This window comes from Methylobacterium sp. WL64 (genome assembly GCF_008039945.1).
Lineage (GTDB): Bacteria > Pseudomonadota > Alphaproteobacteria > Rhizobiales > Beijerinckiaceae > Methylobacterium.
This window is the reverse complement of the sequence record NZ_VRVA01000126.1, coordinates 1-14,121: the sequence shown is the minus strand read 5'-3', so window position 1 is coordinate 14,121 and position 14,121 is coordinate 1. Positions and strand designations below refer to the sequence as shown.

Sequence of the window (14,121 nt, the reverse complement as noted above, 5' to 3'; positions counted from 1 at the left end):
TGGGAGATGAACGAGAGCGCCATGGCCACGGAAAAGCTCGCCGAGGGCATCCGGCAGTTCGGCAGCGACCTGCGCGCTCTCCATGGGCTTATCCGCGACAGGCTCGCGCGGGGATAAGCAGCCGAGCCGGCATAAACGCGGTCGGTTGCCTGCTCGGAAACGCAGGTCGGGCATGTGGGCGATTAAGGGATCGTTCTAAGCAGCGGCCGAGTTCAACCGCAGCCGTACCTGCTGCGGCGCGGAGTGTGCCGTGTACAATCCCTTCCTCTCGTCGTTCCTGCTCGCCATCGAGGCACAGCGGGTCATCGAACTCCGGTTGGTTCGATTGGCCTGGGGCGGAGCCGAAGGGCTGGCTGAGGCTCAGTCCATGGTCACCGAGAAGATGCAGGCCGCCGGTGAAGCCATGACGACGCTGATGATGGGCGGCTCGCCCGAGACGGTCATCGCCCGGTACCGCGAACATGTAGCCTTCAACACCAAGCGCCTCACCGCAAACTGACAGCGGGCCACTTCTCGGCGAGCACGGCACGTCCCCTGCGTATGCGCCTTCGGACGCCAGATTGACACTCCGAGGAGCTACATACCGATGAAGGAGACGCCGCATATCCAACCGGACCTCTCGGAGGTCGATGCTGCGGTAGGTGCTCTCGCGGTTTTGGTCCTGGCCATCGAGCGCACGCCAAGCGCCGTCAAGGCCGATCATTATCGGACTGCGATCCGACGGCATGGCCGAGCGCTCGCGGCTTCAGGCGACTCTGACACGATGCGTACCGTCCTCCGGAAGGTCGGACAGCTATCGCCAGGCTACGCGGACGCACGGCAGGCGATCATCGCCGCGGAATGGGCTAGGACCAGCGCTTCCATACGTTAGGGCCGACTGCCGCCGCGCGGGGACGTGACTGAATTTTCGCACTCGATTAACCATCGTTCGCGCGCTGGCGTCGTAAAGCAGGTATGACGGCGCCATGGCAAACCGGATCATGACGCTCGACCTGTTCGCCACCCTCGACATCGCCGAGGCCGATGTCGCTGCGGTGGTGAACGCCTACATAGCCGATCCGACCTCCGGTTCGGTCTCGTTCGGCAAGGGCTATCGGATCGATCCGGCCGCCGCCATTGCGGACCACCCCTTCGCCAACACGCTGATCGGTCAGCGCTGGGCAAGCCCTGAGCTTCGGCGAGCCGCCGTGCGCGCCGCCATCATGCTCGCGCAGCCACAGCGGGTGTAGCCGTTGCGTGCGGATAGCTACGGAGCAGTCGGCACCTATCGTCCGCTCAACCAATGAGACGTGATTTCTCGAAGCGCCGCATCACCGTTCGCCTCTGACGCTCCCTCCGAGCCGAAGGACCGAGCCGACTGACGCACGACCACATCATCTCGCGTGACCGACCAGTCGAACCGGCCCGGCTCCTTCAAGGATGGGGTGACCCGCAACTTGTGAGGGTTCGGCTTGAAGGTGATCATACTCCACATGTGGGGGCACCCTGCCCCATCTACGAGTGGATCGGGCGGCATGACCGAGCCCGTTGTGATAGGTCTACTCCGCGTCCTGACGACCCAAGTGCAGGTAGGACGGGTCGAATTCGGCGACGGCAGTCAACCCCTCCCAATCGAGGACCTTCAGGCGCCTGCTGCGCAGAGTGACCAACCCGGCATCCCTCAGATCGCCAAGGGTTCGGTTGACGTGGACCGCGGTGATCCCAAGTGCATCACCGAGTTCGGGCTGCGTCATCGGCAGCGCGCATGTCCGATCCGCAGCCAGCCCCACCGCCTCCATGCGCGTGATCAATTCGCAGAACAGATGGGCCGTGCGGGAGTAGGCTTCGCGCCTACCGATGTTGAGTATCCATTCGCGATAGAGGGCAGCATCGATCAGCGTGACCCGCCAGAATGCGTCTCCAATGCGGGGATGGGCCAGGAACAGCGCTCGCATGGCATCATGTTGGATGAAGCCGATTTTGCATGGACCGATTGCGGAGATGCTGTTGTCGAGCACCTTGAGGTGCAGACTCTGGATGTCCGGCACATCACCGGGGACATGGTAGGCTGCAACCTGACGCTTGCCCGTGAGGGTCGTCTTATACGTGGCGGTGAAGCCATCCAGCACCGCAAAGCAGCGGGAGGGTCGATCGCCCTCGCGCACGATGTCTTGGTAGGCGTCGAACTGCGCCTCCTGTATCGGTAAGGCGATCATTGCCGCCCGCTCCTCGTCAGAGAGCGTGAAGAGGGCGATGCTCGATACCTTGCGCAGGATCGCGTGCGTGTCTGCCCCGTGATTTAGTCCAGTCATTGCGCTCTCGCTCCCTTTTCCGAGCGGGAGCGCGTAATCTCCGGCCATTGATCCCTAAGATCATATGCCGGGGTCGGCAATCGTATACCGTATTATTGACGGGCATTTGGCCGCTGACGTATGTTACGACATTTGATGTCGATCCATGCAAAACTGGCCTATCGCTGGCAGGTCCCGAGGATGTCGGCGGCTGAGAGATTTGTATGCTCTCCCTTTTCTGGGAAGGGGCATGGCCTGCTACTTTTTCGATATCTACAATCCTGACCTTGCGCATGACGACGTAGGCGTGGAGTGCGCCGACCTGGAAGCCGTCCGCCTGCAAGCCAAGCGCACTCTTCCAGAGATAGCCAGAGACCTCCTGCCGAGAGACGGCGATCACCACTTCATCTCCGTCGTGGTACGCGATGAGCAGAACCAGACGGTCTACACGGCAACGCTCGCCTTCAATGGCCTGACAGTGGGTCCGCCGTCACAAGCACGACGCTGAAGATCATCTAGTGTAGGGGCACGTGCCGAAGTGCCGTAGGCGTGCGCCAGGGATCGAAGTTCTCACCAAGCCAAGTTGGGCACCCCTGTTTCTGGCCGCATGGCTGGGAGCAGATTTTCGCGTGGCTCTACCGGATGTTAGCCGGTCCTGCCTCACCCTGCTCCCGAACTTCGTCGCGATCTGACACGGCGCCATCGAGAACATCTTCCGGCACGCCTCGCCCTGCTGGTACATACTTCCGAGCCGCCGGGCGCCGATGCGGGACGGGTCGAAGATCATCGCGATGGTCTTCGAGATAGCGGATGTCTCGGCAGGACTGCCGCCGAGGAGTTCATCGAGATCTCGGAGACGATGACCGAAGCGAGATCGTCGGCCACGATCTTAGCATCGTCGATCTTCTCGACGATCTCGGCGTCGTCGTTCACCTTGATCCGCAGCAGCTTCGCTGCTTCGTCAGCGGTGAGCAGGTCGGACACTGTCACACCAATCGTAGCTCCCCCGGCTTGAGCCGAATGCGCTTCACCAAGGCCCGCGACAGGGTTCCAACGATCTCCACCTTCGTCTTGGGCGGGACGTTCAACGCCATGGCTTCCAACGCCTCGTCTGATGTCACCGCCAGCACCGCGTAGACACGGACCGCCTCGCGCTTCTGCGACACGGCCACGAGGTAGGCATGGCGCTTCTGCGAGTGCGGCATCGATCCGGGGTACGAGCAGCAGACCCGCGCGTCACCGGGGAATGCGCCTGGATCACAGGTATCTGCATCACAGTCCCGCCGCGATCGGCGCGCCTCCTAGAGCCAATGGTGGGGGCGGTCCGCCGAGTATCACGCCGCCCGGAGTATCCTGCGTGCTGAACACCCTGTTGGCCCTGTTGGCCGTTGTCGTCGTCATGGCCGCCCACGGCGTGGCCAAGATGGTTCTACTGCCGTTCCGTGCGCTGCGCGGCCTGTTCCGACACAGCGCCAAGCCAGCGCGGCTCACGGTGCGCTAACCAGATCCCGGCAACCTATGGGGACGCAGGTGAGATCGACGACCTCCCCCGTCAGCCCGTGATCAGATCGGACGACGGGGCCGAGCCGTCACGGTGGCTTCAGGATCCGGCTGCCTTACGGCGAGCCTGCGGAGCAGCTTCGGTTGCAGTGCCTAGGCGGCCGAGGCCGATGGCCCTGGCGAGCGCGGAGCGCTGTGCGGCGTAGCTCGGGGCCACCATCGGGTAGTCAGCGGGCAGGCCGTAGCGGTCGCGATAGCTGCGTGGGTCGAGCCCGTGGCTGCTGAGGTGGCGCTTGAGCGTCTTGTAGGTCTTGCCGTCGATGAAGCTGACGATGCCATCGTCGCGGACCGACTTACGGATCTGCGCCGGGGTCAGCTTCTCGGCGTCGTCGCCCTTGGTGGTTGCGCTGGAACCGACGCCGGAGGCCAACCCGACCACCGCGCTGTGCACGGTCTGGATCAGCTTCGGCAGTTCTGATGGGGGGACGGGGTTGTTCGACACGTAGGCGGCAACAATTTCGCCAGCGAGTTCGGTAAAATTTGGGACACCCCCAACGTTTTCTTCCGTCACTTCAATTCCTGCCTGCGTCTTTTCGCTCGTGCGGTCATGCCGAGGATCGCAGCCACAACAGGATTTGCTCGACGAAATCAAGGCCCCAGCGAGAGAAAGCGTTATTGCGGGCGTGAACATCTGCGGCGACCACAGGGGAGCCTGCGTTCCTGCCTGTCTCGCGGTACGAGCACTCATTTGGAATTTTTATGTGGCTGCGTGAGGCAAATCACCGTGTCGCTTGGGCATCATGCGCGAAAGTTCTGCCCGCCCTGCGGATCTGATTGCCCGGCATGAAGTTAACTAAGGGTTGTGCCTTTGCCCAAGGCTCGATGACGGCTTTCGCTGCGCTGGTTCGGCGTGAAATCCCGTCTCGGTCCAGTTGTTCGACTGATGGCTACCTCTCATCGTAGCCTCAGATCGTGACAATCGGCCTCTCCACCAGGGGAACCGAGCCAATGGCCGACGAAAAGTCGGGCGCACAGCGCATCCTGGATCGGATCGCCGTATCGCTCGGGACGAGTGTATCCACCCTGTACAGCAGCAGCGGTTCGGAACCACAGCAGGCTCAGCAGGTGGCAGAACTCGTCCGCTCGTTCGAGGCGATTGTAGACGCCGACAATCGGCAAGCCTGCCTGGACTTCGTTCGCTCCATCGCGGCGCGGGAACAAGGGACCTGACGGACGGCGTTCAGTGCATCTCCGCAGGACCGTGCCGCACCTCGCGTTCGGCCAGGAGCCTCCCGAGTTCGAACAGCGTGGCATCGATCAACGTCTTCAAGGTCGGCGAGTCCAGCCCTTCCGCCAGGGGCCGTACCGCGATTAAGGCATCTGCGATCCGCTCTATCGCCTGCACCGTCTGATCCGCTGATGTTGGGTCGGCTTGGCGACTATCAGTGAGGTCTGTGGCAAGGCCGATGCAGCGAGCCCCATGACCGTCCCGGCCTGCTTCGACCCGCCCCCGAGCAACGATCCAGTGCACCGCTCCGGCTTTATCGAGCGTTCGGAACTCGGCTTCGAAGCGGCCCTCGGTGCTGTGCGCTTCGTGTACGAGGTGACCGACATGCTCTCGGTCCTCCGGATGTACTCCCTCCAGAAAGGCTGACAGGGGGACTCGGGTCGCCGCGTGATCCTCATCGAGGGCGAGTAACCGGGGGAGCGCACCTGTGAACTCGACGGTCTGGGCGTCGATGTCCGTCTCCCATGTGCCGACGTAACCTGAAGCAGCAAGGGCGGACTGAAGCGGTAGCGGCATTGGTAATCTCCGAAATCAGGCATCTCGCGGACGTTGGTGTCGCCATAACCGGTGACGATCGCTCAAATCCAATCATTGACCGATCCATAAGGCCGCCCATCGCCAGCGCTCGCCGGTTTGTCGTCCTCCAGTGGCAAAACGCCTCGTGCGATTTCTCGACCGACAAGGTGCAACATGACCCGGATTAACGCCTGCATCTCAGGGGTCCCATGCATCTCGATCACGGTGTGAGCCGCGATGCAAGCATCTGCCACAGCATCTAAATCGCGAACTTGGTTCATGGAAATTTTGACCATAACCGGCAGGAACCACAGCCAAATGTAATTTTCTTACATAAGCCGCCGCCTCCTATTATTGTATTTTTCTTACAGTTACGCAACTTGTATTACAATGCTAGGCTGTATCCTGTACGGTGATCCATAGCGCTATTAGGACCCAGACTTCGATGGACATGCGGACACCTCAAGGCTTAGGTCCGGTGGCGGACCATCGTTCGCGAGCGAAACTGGATGAACTTGCGAAGGTGCTAGGCTGCTCGACCGATACATTTTTCGAAAAGCAACATCGGACAGACATGAGCGCTACGGCTCAACTCCTCCAAGCATGGCTGAAGATAGAAACTGAAAACGGGCGAGAGGTCGTGTTCGCATGCGCCCGCGAAATCTTGAAAGCGCAACCGCGCTAGATCGACCAGGGCAATGGACGGGAAATATTCGTACCTCAGTATACAGGCCGCTGAGAAAAATATTGATGCGCGACCAGGTCATGTAATATTTCTACTATGGGAAATAAAAGTTGCAAACCGGCTGATGGCGAACCACCTATTGAGGATTACCGGCCGTATTCAGGGCGCTGGTGATTGAGAGACCGTGCGTGCTCTTGCCCCTAACAGGCGAGCACCTATGCCTCTCGTTCAACAATCAGACGTTCGTAACAAACTTCTCATAGCCCTTCCGCCGGAAGATTTTGCCAGTCTGCAACCCGCGCTGCGGGTCCAGGCGATGCATCTGCGGCAAGTCGTGATCTCGCCTCATACGGCGATAGAGGCTGCTCACTTTCCGGAAGACGGCTTCGTTTCCATCACCTTGGATGGAGAGAATGGCCGGGTCGAGATCGGGATCGTAGGGCGTGAAGGCGTGGTCGGGGCAGGCCCGATCCTGCTGGGTGACGACCGCACCCCACACACGCACTTCGTTCAGATGGCCGGTCACATGCTGAGCATCGGCGCGGACGCGCTGCGCACCGCAGTCGAGGCGCACCCCGCCCTGCGTCGCCTTCTCCACCGCTACATCCAAGTCCAACACGCTCAGACCGCACAGACGGCGTTCGCCAACGCGCGGGGCAACACGGTAACCCGGCTCGCCCGGTGGTTGCTGATGTGCCACGATCGGGTCGAGGGCGACCAGATTATGGTCACGCAGGATTTCATGTCGTTCATGCTGGGCGTCGAACGGCCGGGTGTGACCGCGGCGCTGAAGATATTGCAGAAGGGCGACTTCGTGCGGAAGTACCGGGGTAGCGTTGAAATTCTTGACCGCGATGGCCTGCTCGACCTCGCGGGCGACAGCTACGGCGGGTCTGAGCTAGAGTATGCTCGCCTGATAGAGGGGCGTTCTGAACCACTCGATTGATCGTCAATGTGCCTCGCTGGATCAATGTCGTGGTCGAGATGGTCCGGCAACCATTTCATCAAGGTTCGACAGCGTCGATCCCCTTGAGGGTAAACGCAATTTTAGATGCAGTTCTTCCACTACGACGGTCGTCGAATTTCTTGGATCTGGTCGCCGCGAGCGGCCTGACCCCGACCTTCGAGATCATGTCGGCGACGGTGATCTCGACGCTCTTTCTGCTCAGATGCACCACGCCGCCTAGGTGTTCTGCCTCGTGGCCGATCACCCGTGTGTTATTACGGTGACTTCAACCTAAAGGTGGTGGAGGCGATTGTGAGGACTGCGTACTCTCGCTTCATGAACAGGCTCGACGTTCCCCCGGTGTTCGGCCTGGACTTCATCGTCATCTATCTCGGCGAGGGCCTGGAGGCCGCTCTCGCGCACCTCGCCAATCAACACGACCTTGAGGAGAACGAGGTCCTGGCCGTCCAGGCGACGATCGAAGGGCTGAACACGCACTCCTCGCAGTAGGACACGCCCTCACGCCCTCACGCCCTCGTTCAACGGCTAACGTGCCAGCCGACATCCTTCAGCCCACCGTCCTAGCGGCCTGCCGAACCTGTTGGGTCGCGACATCGACGCGCCCGCTGGCCTTGGCGATGGCCTCGACGCCGATCGCGATGCTCGCCGCCCCACGCGAAGCCGTCTGCATGCTGCCCGACATCTCGCGGGTGACCGCCGACTGCTCCTCGACAGCCGCGGCAATCGCTGCCGAGATCTCATCCAAGGCTCGGATCGTGCCCTGGATGGCGCCGATCGCCTCGACGGCATCCTTCGCCGCCGCCTGGGTCGCACCGATCTCACCGCGGATCTGATCTGTCGCCCGCGCCGTCTGCTCCGCCAGTGCCTTCACCTCGGTCGCCACGACCGCGAAGCCCTTGCCCGCCACACCCGCCCGCGCCGCCTCGATCGTCGCGTTCAGCGCCAGCAGGTTGGTTTGCCGCGCAATGCCGGAGATCATGGCCAGCACATCACCAATCTGCACCGCCCGATCGCTGAAACTCGCGACGATGCTCCCGGTCCGGTGCGTTTGCTCGACCGCCTCCCCAGCCATGCGCGAGGCGTGGCAGACCTGCTGGCTGATCTCCCCGACAGACGCGGACAATTCCTCGGCGCCAGCCGCCACAGCCTGGATGTCGTCCGACACCCGACCGACCGTCGCGGCGGCATCGGCGGTCTGTTGGGTCACGTCCTCGACCGCCTGCCCTATGGCGTCGAGGTCGCCACTGATCGCCCGTTGCACGTCCACCCGGCGCTGCCGCTCCAGAACTTGCGCCGTCACATCGGTGGCGAACTTCACCACCTTGATCACGCGCCCGTCCGACCCCGTGATCGGGTTGTAGGTCGCCTGGATGAACACCAGACGGCTACCCTTGGCGATGCGCCGAAACTCAGCCGACTGGAACTCGCCATGGGCCAGTGCCGCCCAGAAGCGGCGATAGTCGTCACTGGTGCGATCGGCAGCATCCACGAACATGCTGTGATGGCGACCTCTCACCTCTTCGAGATCGTAGCCCATCGTGGCGAGGAAGTTGGCGTTGGCATCGAGGATGATGCCCTCGGGCGTGAAGGAGATCACCGCCTGCGAACGATGCAGGGCTGCGATCTGGCCATCGAGGTCGAGGCTGTAGGTCTTCTGCGCGGTGATGTCGGAGGCGATCTTGATGATCTTCGACACGCGTCCAGAGCGGTCACGCACCGGGTTGTAGCTCGCTTGGATCCAGACCTCTCGGCCATCCTTGGCGATGCGCTTGAACTCGGCGGCCCGGTATGTGCCGCAGCGTAGGGCGTCCCAGAAAGCGTGGTACTCGCTGCTGTCGCGATGGGATGGTTCGACCAACAGGCTGTGATGCTGTCCCTGAACCTCAGCCAGGGTGTAGCCCACGGCCTTCAGGAAGTTGGCGTTGGCGGTCAGGATCGTGCCGTCCGGCTGAAATTCGATGATCGCCTGTGACAGGCCGATCGCTCCGAGGGTCGCCTGCGCGTCGTTATTGCGCATCGTGAACACGCGCTTCTCCCCGGCTTACATTGACTAAACCAACCTCGCTGCAAAACTGTTGAAATTAAGCAAACATCGTTCAGTTTATTGCATTCACGCGAGAGGTATCGAAAAATATTGCAATATCGGTTGTGTAAAAACAGAGTCACTCTAACTCTGAGTTGCATATCGATCAGCGGTATCGCGCCAGACTTGTTTTTACCACTACGAAGTCCACGGATGGAGATGGATGATCACGACTTCGTGTCCGTCTCGAAGATCCTGCGCGCGGTCGCCTCGTCCAGACCAAGGCCACGGGCGAACCCATCAAGGCGCCGCATCATCTGCTGAACCGCAGGTCGGTCGGTCGGTTCGACCATCCCTTGACCGGATGCGCAAGCAAGATCGCGGTGTGAACCATGTTGCGCTTGTAGGCGTCCCGGTCGGTGAGCACTGCGTCCTGGGAGCCCTTGTGGTTGGCGATAGCCGCGAGGAGGTCGAGGATCCATCCCTTCGCCAGCGGGTACGCCTCCGATGCGAGATCCGCCAGAACCGCATCGCCCGCGGCGGTGATCTCGTCGTCCGTCACCTCAGAGACCTTGCGCAGGTCAGAGACTGTGGGGTTGCTGGACATGCCGAGGAGCTACCGTAAGCCGCATTGGTGCCCTGAGGCGGAGGCCGTGGCTACCTCCGCCCGATGACCCGTTGCCGACCCTCGGCTTGGCCTTGTGTGCTCGCTGCAAACAGCGCAGTCGCCGCGACGAGGCCGAATACCCCGGCAAGGCCGATCTTAAGCCATTTCGGATCAGCCGCGGGGACCGTATCGACGGCTCGGTCATCGAAGCGCCCGTGTGCCCCGGGATCAGTGTCGACGGGATCGTAGAGATTGTCCGGGCGCCCTTCGAGAGCTGCCTGGCTCGTCATCTCGCCCCTGTAGCCGTGCCGGGCGAGGTAGCCGTCGATCCATCCCGGGATGATCATGTTGCCGATGATGGCCTTCCAGGTCGGGAAGCCAATCCACAGCTCGCGCGGTGAGGTATGGGCGGCCCGGTAGACATGCCGTGCGATGGCCTCCGGCTGATAGATCGGTGGCACCGGCTCCAGCCGACGCGGCATGCGGGTGCGTGCCCAATCGAATTGAGGCGTGTTCACGGCTGGCAGTTGCACCATCGTCAATCGCACCCGGCTACCATCATGCAGCAGCTCGCTGCGCAGGCTGTCGATGAAGCCGCGGACGGCGGCTTTGGCAGCGCAGTAGCTCGATTGCAGCGGGATCGAGCGGTACGCCAAGGCCGAACCGATGCAGATGATGGCCCCTTCGTTGCGGCGTTGCATGTGCTTGAGGGCAGCGAGCGTCCCGTAGACCTGTCCCAGGTAGGTCACCTCGGTCGCTCGCTTGTACTCCTCAGGCGGCGTCTGCTGCACGGGTGCGTAGATCGTCACCATGGCGACGTTGACCCAGACGTCGATGCCGCCGAACTCTTTGACGGTTTCGTCTGCCGCCCGCATGACGGCATCGGCGTCAGCGACATCGACCCGGTGCGCAAGCGCGCGCGCCCCTGCCCGCTCGATGTCTTGGATGGTGCCCTTCAACCCAGCCTCGCCGCGAGCTAAGATCGAGACATTCCAACGATGCCGGGCGAACTCATGGGCGATAGCTCGCCCAACCCCGGCGCTCGCACCGGTCACGACTACGGTCGGGCGCTGGTCACGGTTCGCGTCTCGGCTCATCGGTCATCCGTCTCGAGGATCTTAAGCGTCCCGCAGCAACAGACGCATGAGGGACAACTTTGCTCCGAACGAGCCGTCAGTCACACCGGCCGGGCGGCCATATCATCACGGCTCGCCCGGCCTTGCGCACTTCCCTATCGCCCGTGCTTCGCCAGCACCTCGTTCAGCGCCTCGGTTACCAGCGCCTCGATCGAGTTGCCTGCCCGGCCGTGCTCCGTGACCAGTTCGCGAGAGAGCCCGCGTACCTTGGCGATCAAATCCCGGTCGAGCCACACCGTAAACGCCTGCCGGTTCTCTCGGTGGTCACGAAGTTTAGGTGTAGGTTTAGGTGTATCTAAACTTTGAGGTTGAGCTTGAGGTTGAGCTATAGGTGGAGGTGTAGGGTCTAGGATCGGCTGCTCCCCGACCACGAACGAGGCGGACAGGCTGGGCCGCTTAGCCATTCTGCTTCTCCGTCCGCTTGCGCTTCACCTTGATGCCTACCTGCTTCGCCACCCATCGGAACAGGGCATCAATCTCCTCGGCTCCCCTCCCCTCTGGCTCGATCTCCTGGATCGTACTACCGTCGATCAAGCAGGATTTGTAGCCTTTGCGGTGGCAGATGAACGGCGCGCCGTGCTCGCGGCCGGTGGGGATGCCGCGCGAGACGAACCCCGCGGCGGCCTCCTTCACGTCCTTCTTCGCGCCGCTTACATCCACGTCCGTGAAGATGACGAAGTTCGGTTTGCCGAGCGCTTTCGCCATGGTGTGCGAGGTCGGGACCGCATCCATATCGGCCAACGACGTGCGTGACGGGATCAGCACCAGGTCGGATAACTCGGCCGCCCGCTTACCCATGATCTCGGCCTTGCCCGCCGTATCGATCAGCACAAGCTCGGCGCCCTGTTTCTCGAATTCGCGCAGCGTCGGCTCAAGGAAGTCCGGGGTCGTCTCCGGCCTGACCGGCGGTCCTTCCGTCTGGCGCCGCGTAGACCACATCCGAAGCGTCGCCTGAGGATCGGTATCAACGATCGCCGTCAGGATACCGGCGTGGTGCGCGGCCACCGCCAGATGTGCGGTGAGCGTGGATTTCGTGCTCCCGCCCTTCAAGCCCAAGATCGTGACAACCCGCATCGACTCACCTCCGGCGCGCTTCCTAACCTGTGTAGGTCTAAGGTCCAAAGATACCGTTTAGCTTGACCTCTAGGTGTCCCGTAGAGGTACACAGTTTACACTTAGGTGTAGGTTTACTGTATATTTAAATTGCGTTCGGCTCGTTTCTCCTATAAATTTCGAGAATTGGTATTCTCGAAAGTTTGGCCGGTAGGCAGAACCTATGCCGATGTTCCATCTGATAGACGGCACAAGGGGCCAACGCCTGCCGGTGAAACCGGCCAACGGCGAGGGGTGCAACGGCTGCAGCTACTGCTGCGCCGAGGAGCCGTGCGCCACTGCGGTCGAGTACATCGGTGCCGGCACGGAAGGCCCATGCCCAGCCCTGGAGTTCGAGGACGGCCGGGCATGGTGCGGGCTCGTCCGGCACGCCTCCCGATACCTGGACCTCCCGAACGACTGGGCGGATCAGATCCTTGGTGAGATGTTCGCGACGGCGCTCGGCGCCGGGCGGGGCTGTGATGCCGAACTCTGAAATCCTGACCATCGAGGCGGTCGAGGCCGGGCTGCCGGCCGAAACCGCGGCGCTCGTCCAGTCCTATCAGCGCGCCTCGAAGGCCTCGGCGACCATCCGGGCCTACATGTCGGACGTGCGCATGTTCGAGGCGTGGTGCCGGCGGTACGGGTTCCGGTCGATGCCGGCGGCGCCCGAGACCGTGGCGGCCTTCATCGTCTCAGAAGCCGAGGAGGGCAGGGCGGCCTCGACACTCGGGCGTCGGATGGCGGCGATCCGGTACGGCCACAAGCTGGCCAAGGCGCCAGACCCGACCGACGACGAGGGCGTGCACGCCGCCATGAAGGGCGCCCGGCGCAAGCTGAAGGTCGCGCCGAAGCAGAAGGCGGCCGCGACCGCCGACATTCTGGCGGCTCTACTCATGCGAACCCCGGACACCCTGACGGGCAAGCGCGACCGCGCCCTACTCGGGCTGGGGTTCGCGGGCGCGTTCCGGCGGTCCGAGCTCGTCGCCCTCGATGTCGCCGACCTGGTGGAGGGGCCGGAAGGCCTGCGAGTGCGGATCCGGAGAGGCAAGACCGACCAAGAGGGCAGGGGAGCGGAGATTGCTATCCCACACGGTAGGTTCATCCGACCCGTGGCGCTGATGCGGGAATGGCTCGATGCAGCCGGCATCGTCGAGGGTCCGGTGTTCCGGCCGGTCTCGCGATCAGGTCGGGTGCGGGCATCTAAAGTAGGTGAGGACAGAGAACCACCTCGGCTCACGACCCAGGCCGTCGCCGATATCATCAAGCGCCACTGTACGGCCGCCGGGCTCGATGCCTCGACTTTCGGCGCGCATTCGCTCCGAGCCGGCTACATCACCACCGCCGCGGAACGTGGCGCCGACCTGACCCGCATCATGGACCAAAGCCGGCACCGGGATCCCCGGACCGTGGTCGGCTACATCCGGCGAGCGAACGCCTTCAAGGATCATTCGGGGAGCGGGTTTTTGTAAATTGCGACACCTGACGTCGATCCCCTTTAACCTAGACTGTTGTGCTCGCGGCGATACTCGACCGATATTGTCTTGAGAACGCCCCTGTCCGTGTGGCTAGGCGGCAAATCCGCGAGGCCGCCATGGCGCTGACGGGACGGTTCTGGTTCAAACGAACATGGAGGGGGAAGCTCATCCTCCTCGTCGAGGATGAGAGGCGTCGTTGGTTCAGCCGTCGCGGTGCGACGAAGCTGCGCTGGCGCGATGCAACGCTCCTTGATCTCGCAGAACCTGAGCTGCAGGCGTTGGTAAACTTGGAACGCACGCGTCGTGCAGAGCATACTGCTAGCTCGGTGCGACGCCTGCGCGCGCTTGGGCTTCTCGGAGGCAGTCTCCGCCTGCTCATCCGTCTTCGGAGCACCCTTCTTTCGCTGTTGGCCGAGGCCGAGCGAGCGGGCAAGAGCCGAACGCTGCTCGGAGTAGCTGGCGGCCGTGGAGGGGTAGTCGCGCGGCAGGCCGTAGCGCTCCCGGTACTGCTCGATCGACATGCCGCTCTTGCTGAGGTGCCGCTTCAGCGTCTTGTACG

At 62.4% G+C, this 14,121-nt stretch carries 20 protein-coding genes and 3 pseudogenes; 11 read left to right on the top strand and 12 right to left on the bottom strand.

Features of this window, described 5'->3' with window-relative positions; genetic code table 11:
- From FV242_RS35860 to FV242_RS28625, 3 genes and pseudogenes are all read left to right on the top strand, one after another.
- A pseudogene (locus FV242_RS35860) lies at positions 1 to 117 on the top strand (transaldolase); the annotation flags it as partial.
- A 133-nt stretch (positions 118 to 250) separates the two neighbouring features.
- The gene (locus FV242_RS28630; protein ID WP_147910661.1) at positions 251 to 499 is read left to right on the top strand and encodes a hypothetical protein; all 249 of its coding nucleotides are present in this window, start codon (positions 251 to 253) and stop codon (positions 497 to 499) included.
- A 481-nt stretch (positions 500 to 980) separates the two neighbouring features.
- Positions 981 to 1,229: a hypothetical protein gene (locus tag FV242_RS28625; RefSeq protein ID WP_147910660.1), complete on the top strand. Its 249-nt coding sequence runs from the start codon at positions 981 to 983 to the stop codon at positions 1,227 to 1,229.
- A 309-nt stretch (positions 1,230 to 1,538) separates the two neighbouring features.
- Here FV242_RS28625 and FV242_RS28620 read toward each other — a convergent pair whose 3' ends face one another.
- A complete protein-coding gene (locus FV242_RS28620) occupies positions 1,539 to 2,291 on the bottom strand; it encodes a Crp/Fnr family transcriptional regulator (protein WP_187278602.1) in 753 nt (250 codons plus the stop codon).
- Between the two features lie 229 nt (positions 2,292 to 2,520).
- On the opposite strand from FV242_RS28620, the gene FV242_RS28615 reads away from it, so the two are divergent.
- Positions 2,521 to 2,778 carry a hypothetical protein gene (locus FV242_RS28615; protein WP_147910659.1) on the top strand — a complete coding sequence of 86 codons (258 nt, stop codon included), beginning with the start codon at positions 2,521 to 2,523 and terminating at the stop codon, positions 2,776 to 2,778.
- A gap of 275 nt (positions 2,779 to 3,053) precedes the next feature.
- On the opposite strand, the gene FV242_RS28610 is transcribed toward FV242_RS28615, so the two are convergent.
- Both FV242_RS28610 and FV242_RS28605 read right to left on the bottom strand, forming a co-directional pair.
- Complete coding sequence (locus FV242_RS28610; protein ID WP_147910658.1) at positions 3,054 to 3,254, bottom strand: hypothetical protein; 201 nt, start codon at positions 3,252 to 3,254, stop codon at positions 3,054 to 3,056.
- A gap of 2 nt (positions 3,255 to 3,256) precedes the next feature.
- On the bottom strand, positions 3,257 to 3,475 hold the full coding sequence (locus FV242_RS28605) for a hypothetical protein (RefSeq protein WP_147910657.1): 219 nt from the start codon (positions 3,473 to 3,475) through the stop codon (positions 3,257 to 3,259).
- A 152-nt stretch (positions 3,476 to 3,627) separates the two neighbouring features.
- Here FV242_RS28605 and FV242_RS34870 point away from each other — a divergent pair, with 152 nt between their 5' ends.
- Positions 3,628 to 3,771 carry a hypothetical protein gene (locus tag FV242_RS34870; protein WP_187278601.1) on the top strand — a complete coding sequence of 48 codons (144 nt, stop codon included), beginning with the start codon at positions 3,628 to 3,630 and terminating at the stop codon, positions 3,769 to 3,771.
- A gap of 99 nt (positions 3,772 to 3,870) precedes the next feature.
- Here FV242_RS34870 and FV242_RS28600 read toward each other — a convergent pair whose 3' ends face one another.
- Entirely contained in the window at positions 3,871 to 4,341 is a 471-nt protein-coding gene (locus FV242_RS28600; RefSeq protein WP_246692933.1) for a MucR family transcriptional regulator, read from the bottom strand.
- Positions 4,342 to 4,778: 437 nt separating this feature from the next.
- Between FV242_RS28600 and FV242_RS28595 the strand changes: the two genes are divergently transcribed.
- Entirely contained in the window at positions 4,779 to 5,000 is a 222-nt protein-coding gene (locus FV242_RS28595) for a hypothetical protein (protein WP_147910655.1), read from the top strand.
- A 10-nt stretch (positions 5,001 to 5,010) separates the two neighbouring features.
- On the opposite strand, the gene FV242_RS28590 is transcribed toward FV242_RS28595, so the two are convergent.
- Positions 5,011 to 5,574 carry a PAS domain-containing protein gene (locus tag FV242_RS28590; RefSeq protein ID WP_147910654.1) on the bottom strand — a complete coding sequence of 188 codons (564 nt, stop codon included), beginning with the start codon at positions 5,572 to 5,574 and terminating at the stop codon, positions 5,011 to 5,013.
- A gap of 902 nt (positions 5,575 to 6,476) precedes the next feature.
- Between FV242_RS28590 and FV242_RS28585 the strand changes: the two genes are divergently transcribed.
- Positions 6,477 to 7,205 carry a Crp/Fnr family transcriptional regulator gene (locus FV242_RS28585; protein ID WP_147910653.1) on the top strand — a complete coding sequence of 243 codons (729 nt, stop codon included), beginning with the start codon at positions 6,477 to 6,479 and terminating at the stop codon, positions 7,203 to 7,205.
- A 58-nt stretch (positions 7,206 to 7,263) separates the two neighbouring features.
- Here the strand turns inward: FV242_RS28585 and FV242_RS28580 are convergent, their stop codons facing one another.
- Positions 7,264 to 7,470 (bottom strand): hypothetical protein, encoded by a 207-nt coding sequence (locus FV242_RS28580; protein WP_147910652.1) that lies wholly within the window; start codon positions 7,468 to 7,470, stop codon positions 7,264 to 7,266.
- Positions 7,471 to 7,517: 47 nt separating this feature from the next.
- On the opposite strand from FV242_RS28580, the gene FV242_RS28575 reads away from it, so the two are divergent.
- The gene (locus FV242_RS28575) at positions 7,518 to 7,715 is read left to right on the top strand and encodes a hypothetical protein (RefSeq protein WP_147910651.1); all 198 of its coding nucleotides are present in this window, start codon (positions 7,518 to 7,520) and stop codon (positions 7,713 to 7,715) included.
- A gap of 58 nt (positions 7,716 to 7,773) precedes the next feature.
- On the opposite strand, the gene FV242_RS28570 is transcribed toward FV242_RS28575, so the two are convergent.
- From FV242_RS28570 to FV242_RS28555, 5 genes are all read right to left on the bottom strand, one after another.
- Complete coding sequence (locus FV242_RS28570) at positions 7,774 to 9,243, bottom strand: PAS domain-containing methyl-accepting chemotaxis protein (protein ID WP_147941290.1); 1,470 nt, start codon at positions 9,241 to 9,243, stop codon at positions 7,774 to 7,776.
- A gap of 319 nt (positions 9,244 to 9,562) precedes the next feature.
- Positions 9,563 to 9,856 carry a hypothetical protein gene (locus FV242_RS28565; RefSeq protein ID WP_147941288.1) on the bottom strand — a complete coding sequence of 98 codons (294 nt, stop codon included), beginning with the start codon at positions 9,854 to 9,856 and terminating at the stop codon, positions 9,563 to 9,565.
- Between the two features lie 50 nt (positions 9,857 to 9,906).
- On the bottom strand, positions 9,907 to 10,953 hold the full coding sequence (locus FV242_RS28560; RefSeq protein ID WP_147941287.1) for an SDR family oxidoreductase: 1,047 nt from the start codon (positions 10,951 to 10,953) through the stop codon (positions 9,907 to 9,909).
- Between the two features lie 134 nt (positions 10,954 to 11,087).
- Positions 11,088 to 11,228 carry a hypothetical protein gene (locus FV242_RS34865; RefSeq protein WP_187278600.1) on the bottom strand — a complete coding sequence of 47 codons (141 nt, stop codon included), beginning with the start codon at positions 11,226 to 11,228 and terminating at the stop codon, positions 11,088 to 11,090.
- Positions 11,229 to 11,388: 160 nt separating this feature from the next.
- Positions 11,389 to 12,066: an AAA family ATPase gene (locus tag FV242_RS28555; RefSeq protein WP_147910962.1), complete on the bottom strand. Its 678-nt coding sequence runs from the start codon at positions 12,064 to 12,066 to the stop codon at positions 11,389 to 11,391.
- Positions 12,067 to 12,274: 208 nt separating this feature from the next.
- On the opposite strand from FV242_RS28555, the gene FV242_RS28550 reads away from it, so the two are divergent.
- The 3 genes and pseudogenes from FV242_RS28550 to FV242_RS35855 form a co-directional block, all read left to right on the top strand.
- Positions 12,275 to 12,580 (top strand): hypothetical protein, encoded by a 306-nt coding sequence (locus tag FV242_RS28550; protein ID WP_147941286.1) that lies wholly within the window; start codon positions 12,275 to 12,277, stop codon positions 12,578 to 12,580.
- Positions 12,567 to 13,556: a site-specific integrase gene (locus FV242_RS28545; RefSeq protein ID WP_147941285.1), complete on the top strand. Its 990-nt coding sequence runs from the start codon at positions 12,567 to 12,569 to the stop codon at positions 13,554 to 13,556. Before FV242_RS28550 ends, FV242_RS28545 begins: the two co-directional genes overlap by 14 nt.
- 122 nt (positions 13,557 to 13,678) lie before the next feature.
- A pseudogene (locus FV242_RS35855) lies at positions 13,679 to 13,873 on the top strand (hypothetical protein); the annotation flags it as partial.
- A 27-nt stretch (positions 13,874 to 13,900) separates the two neighbouring features.
- Here the strand turns inward: FV242_RS35855 and FV242_RS28535 are convergent.
- Positions 13,901 to 14,121 (bottom strand): annotated as a pseudogene (locus FV242_RS28535) (MucR family transcriptional regulator); the annotation flags it as partial.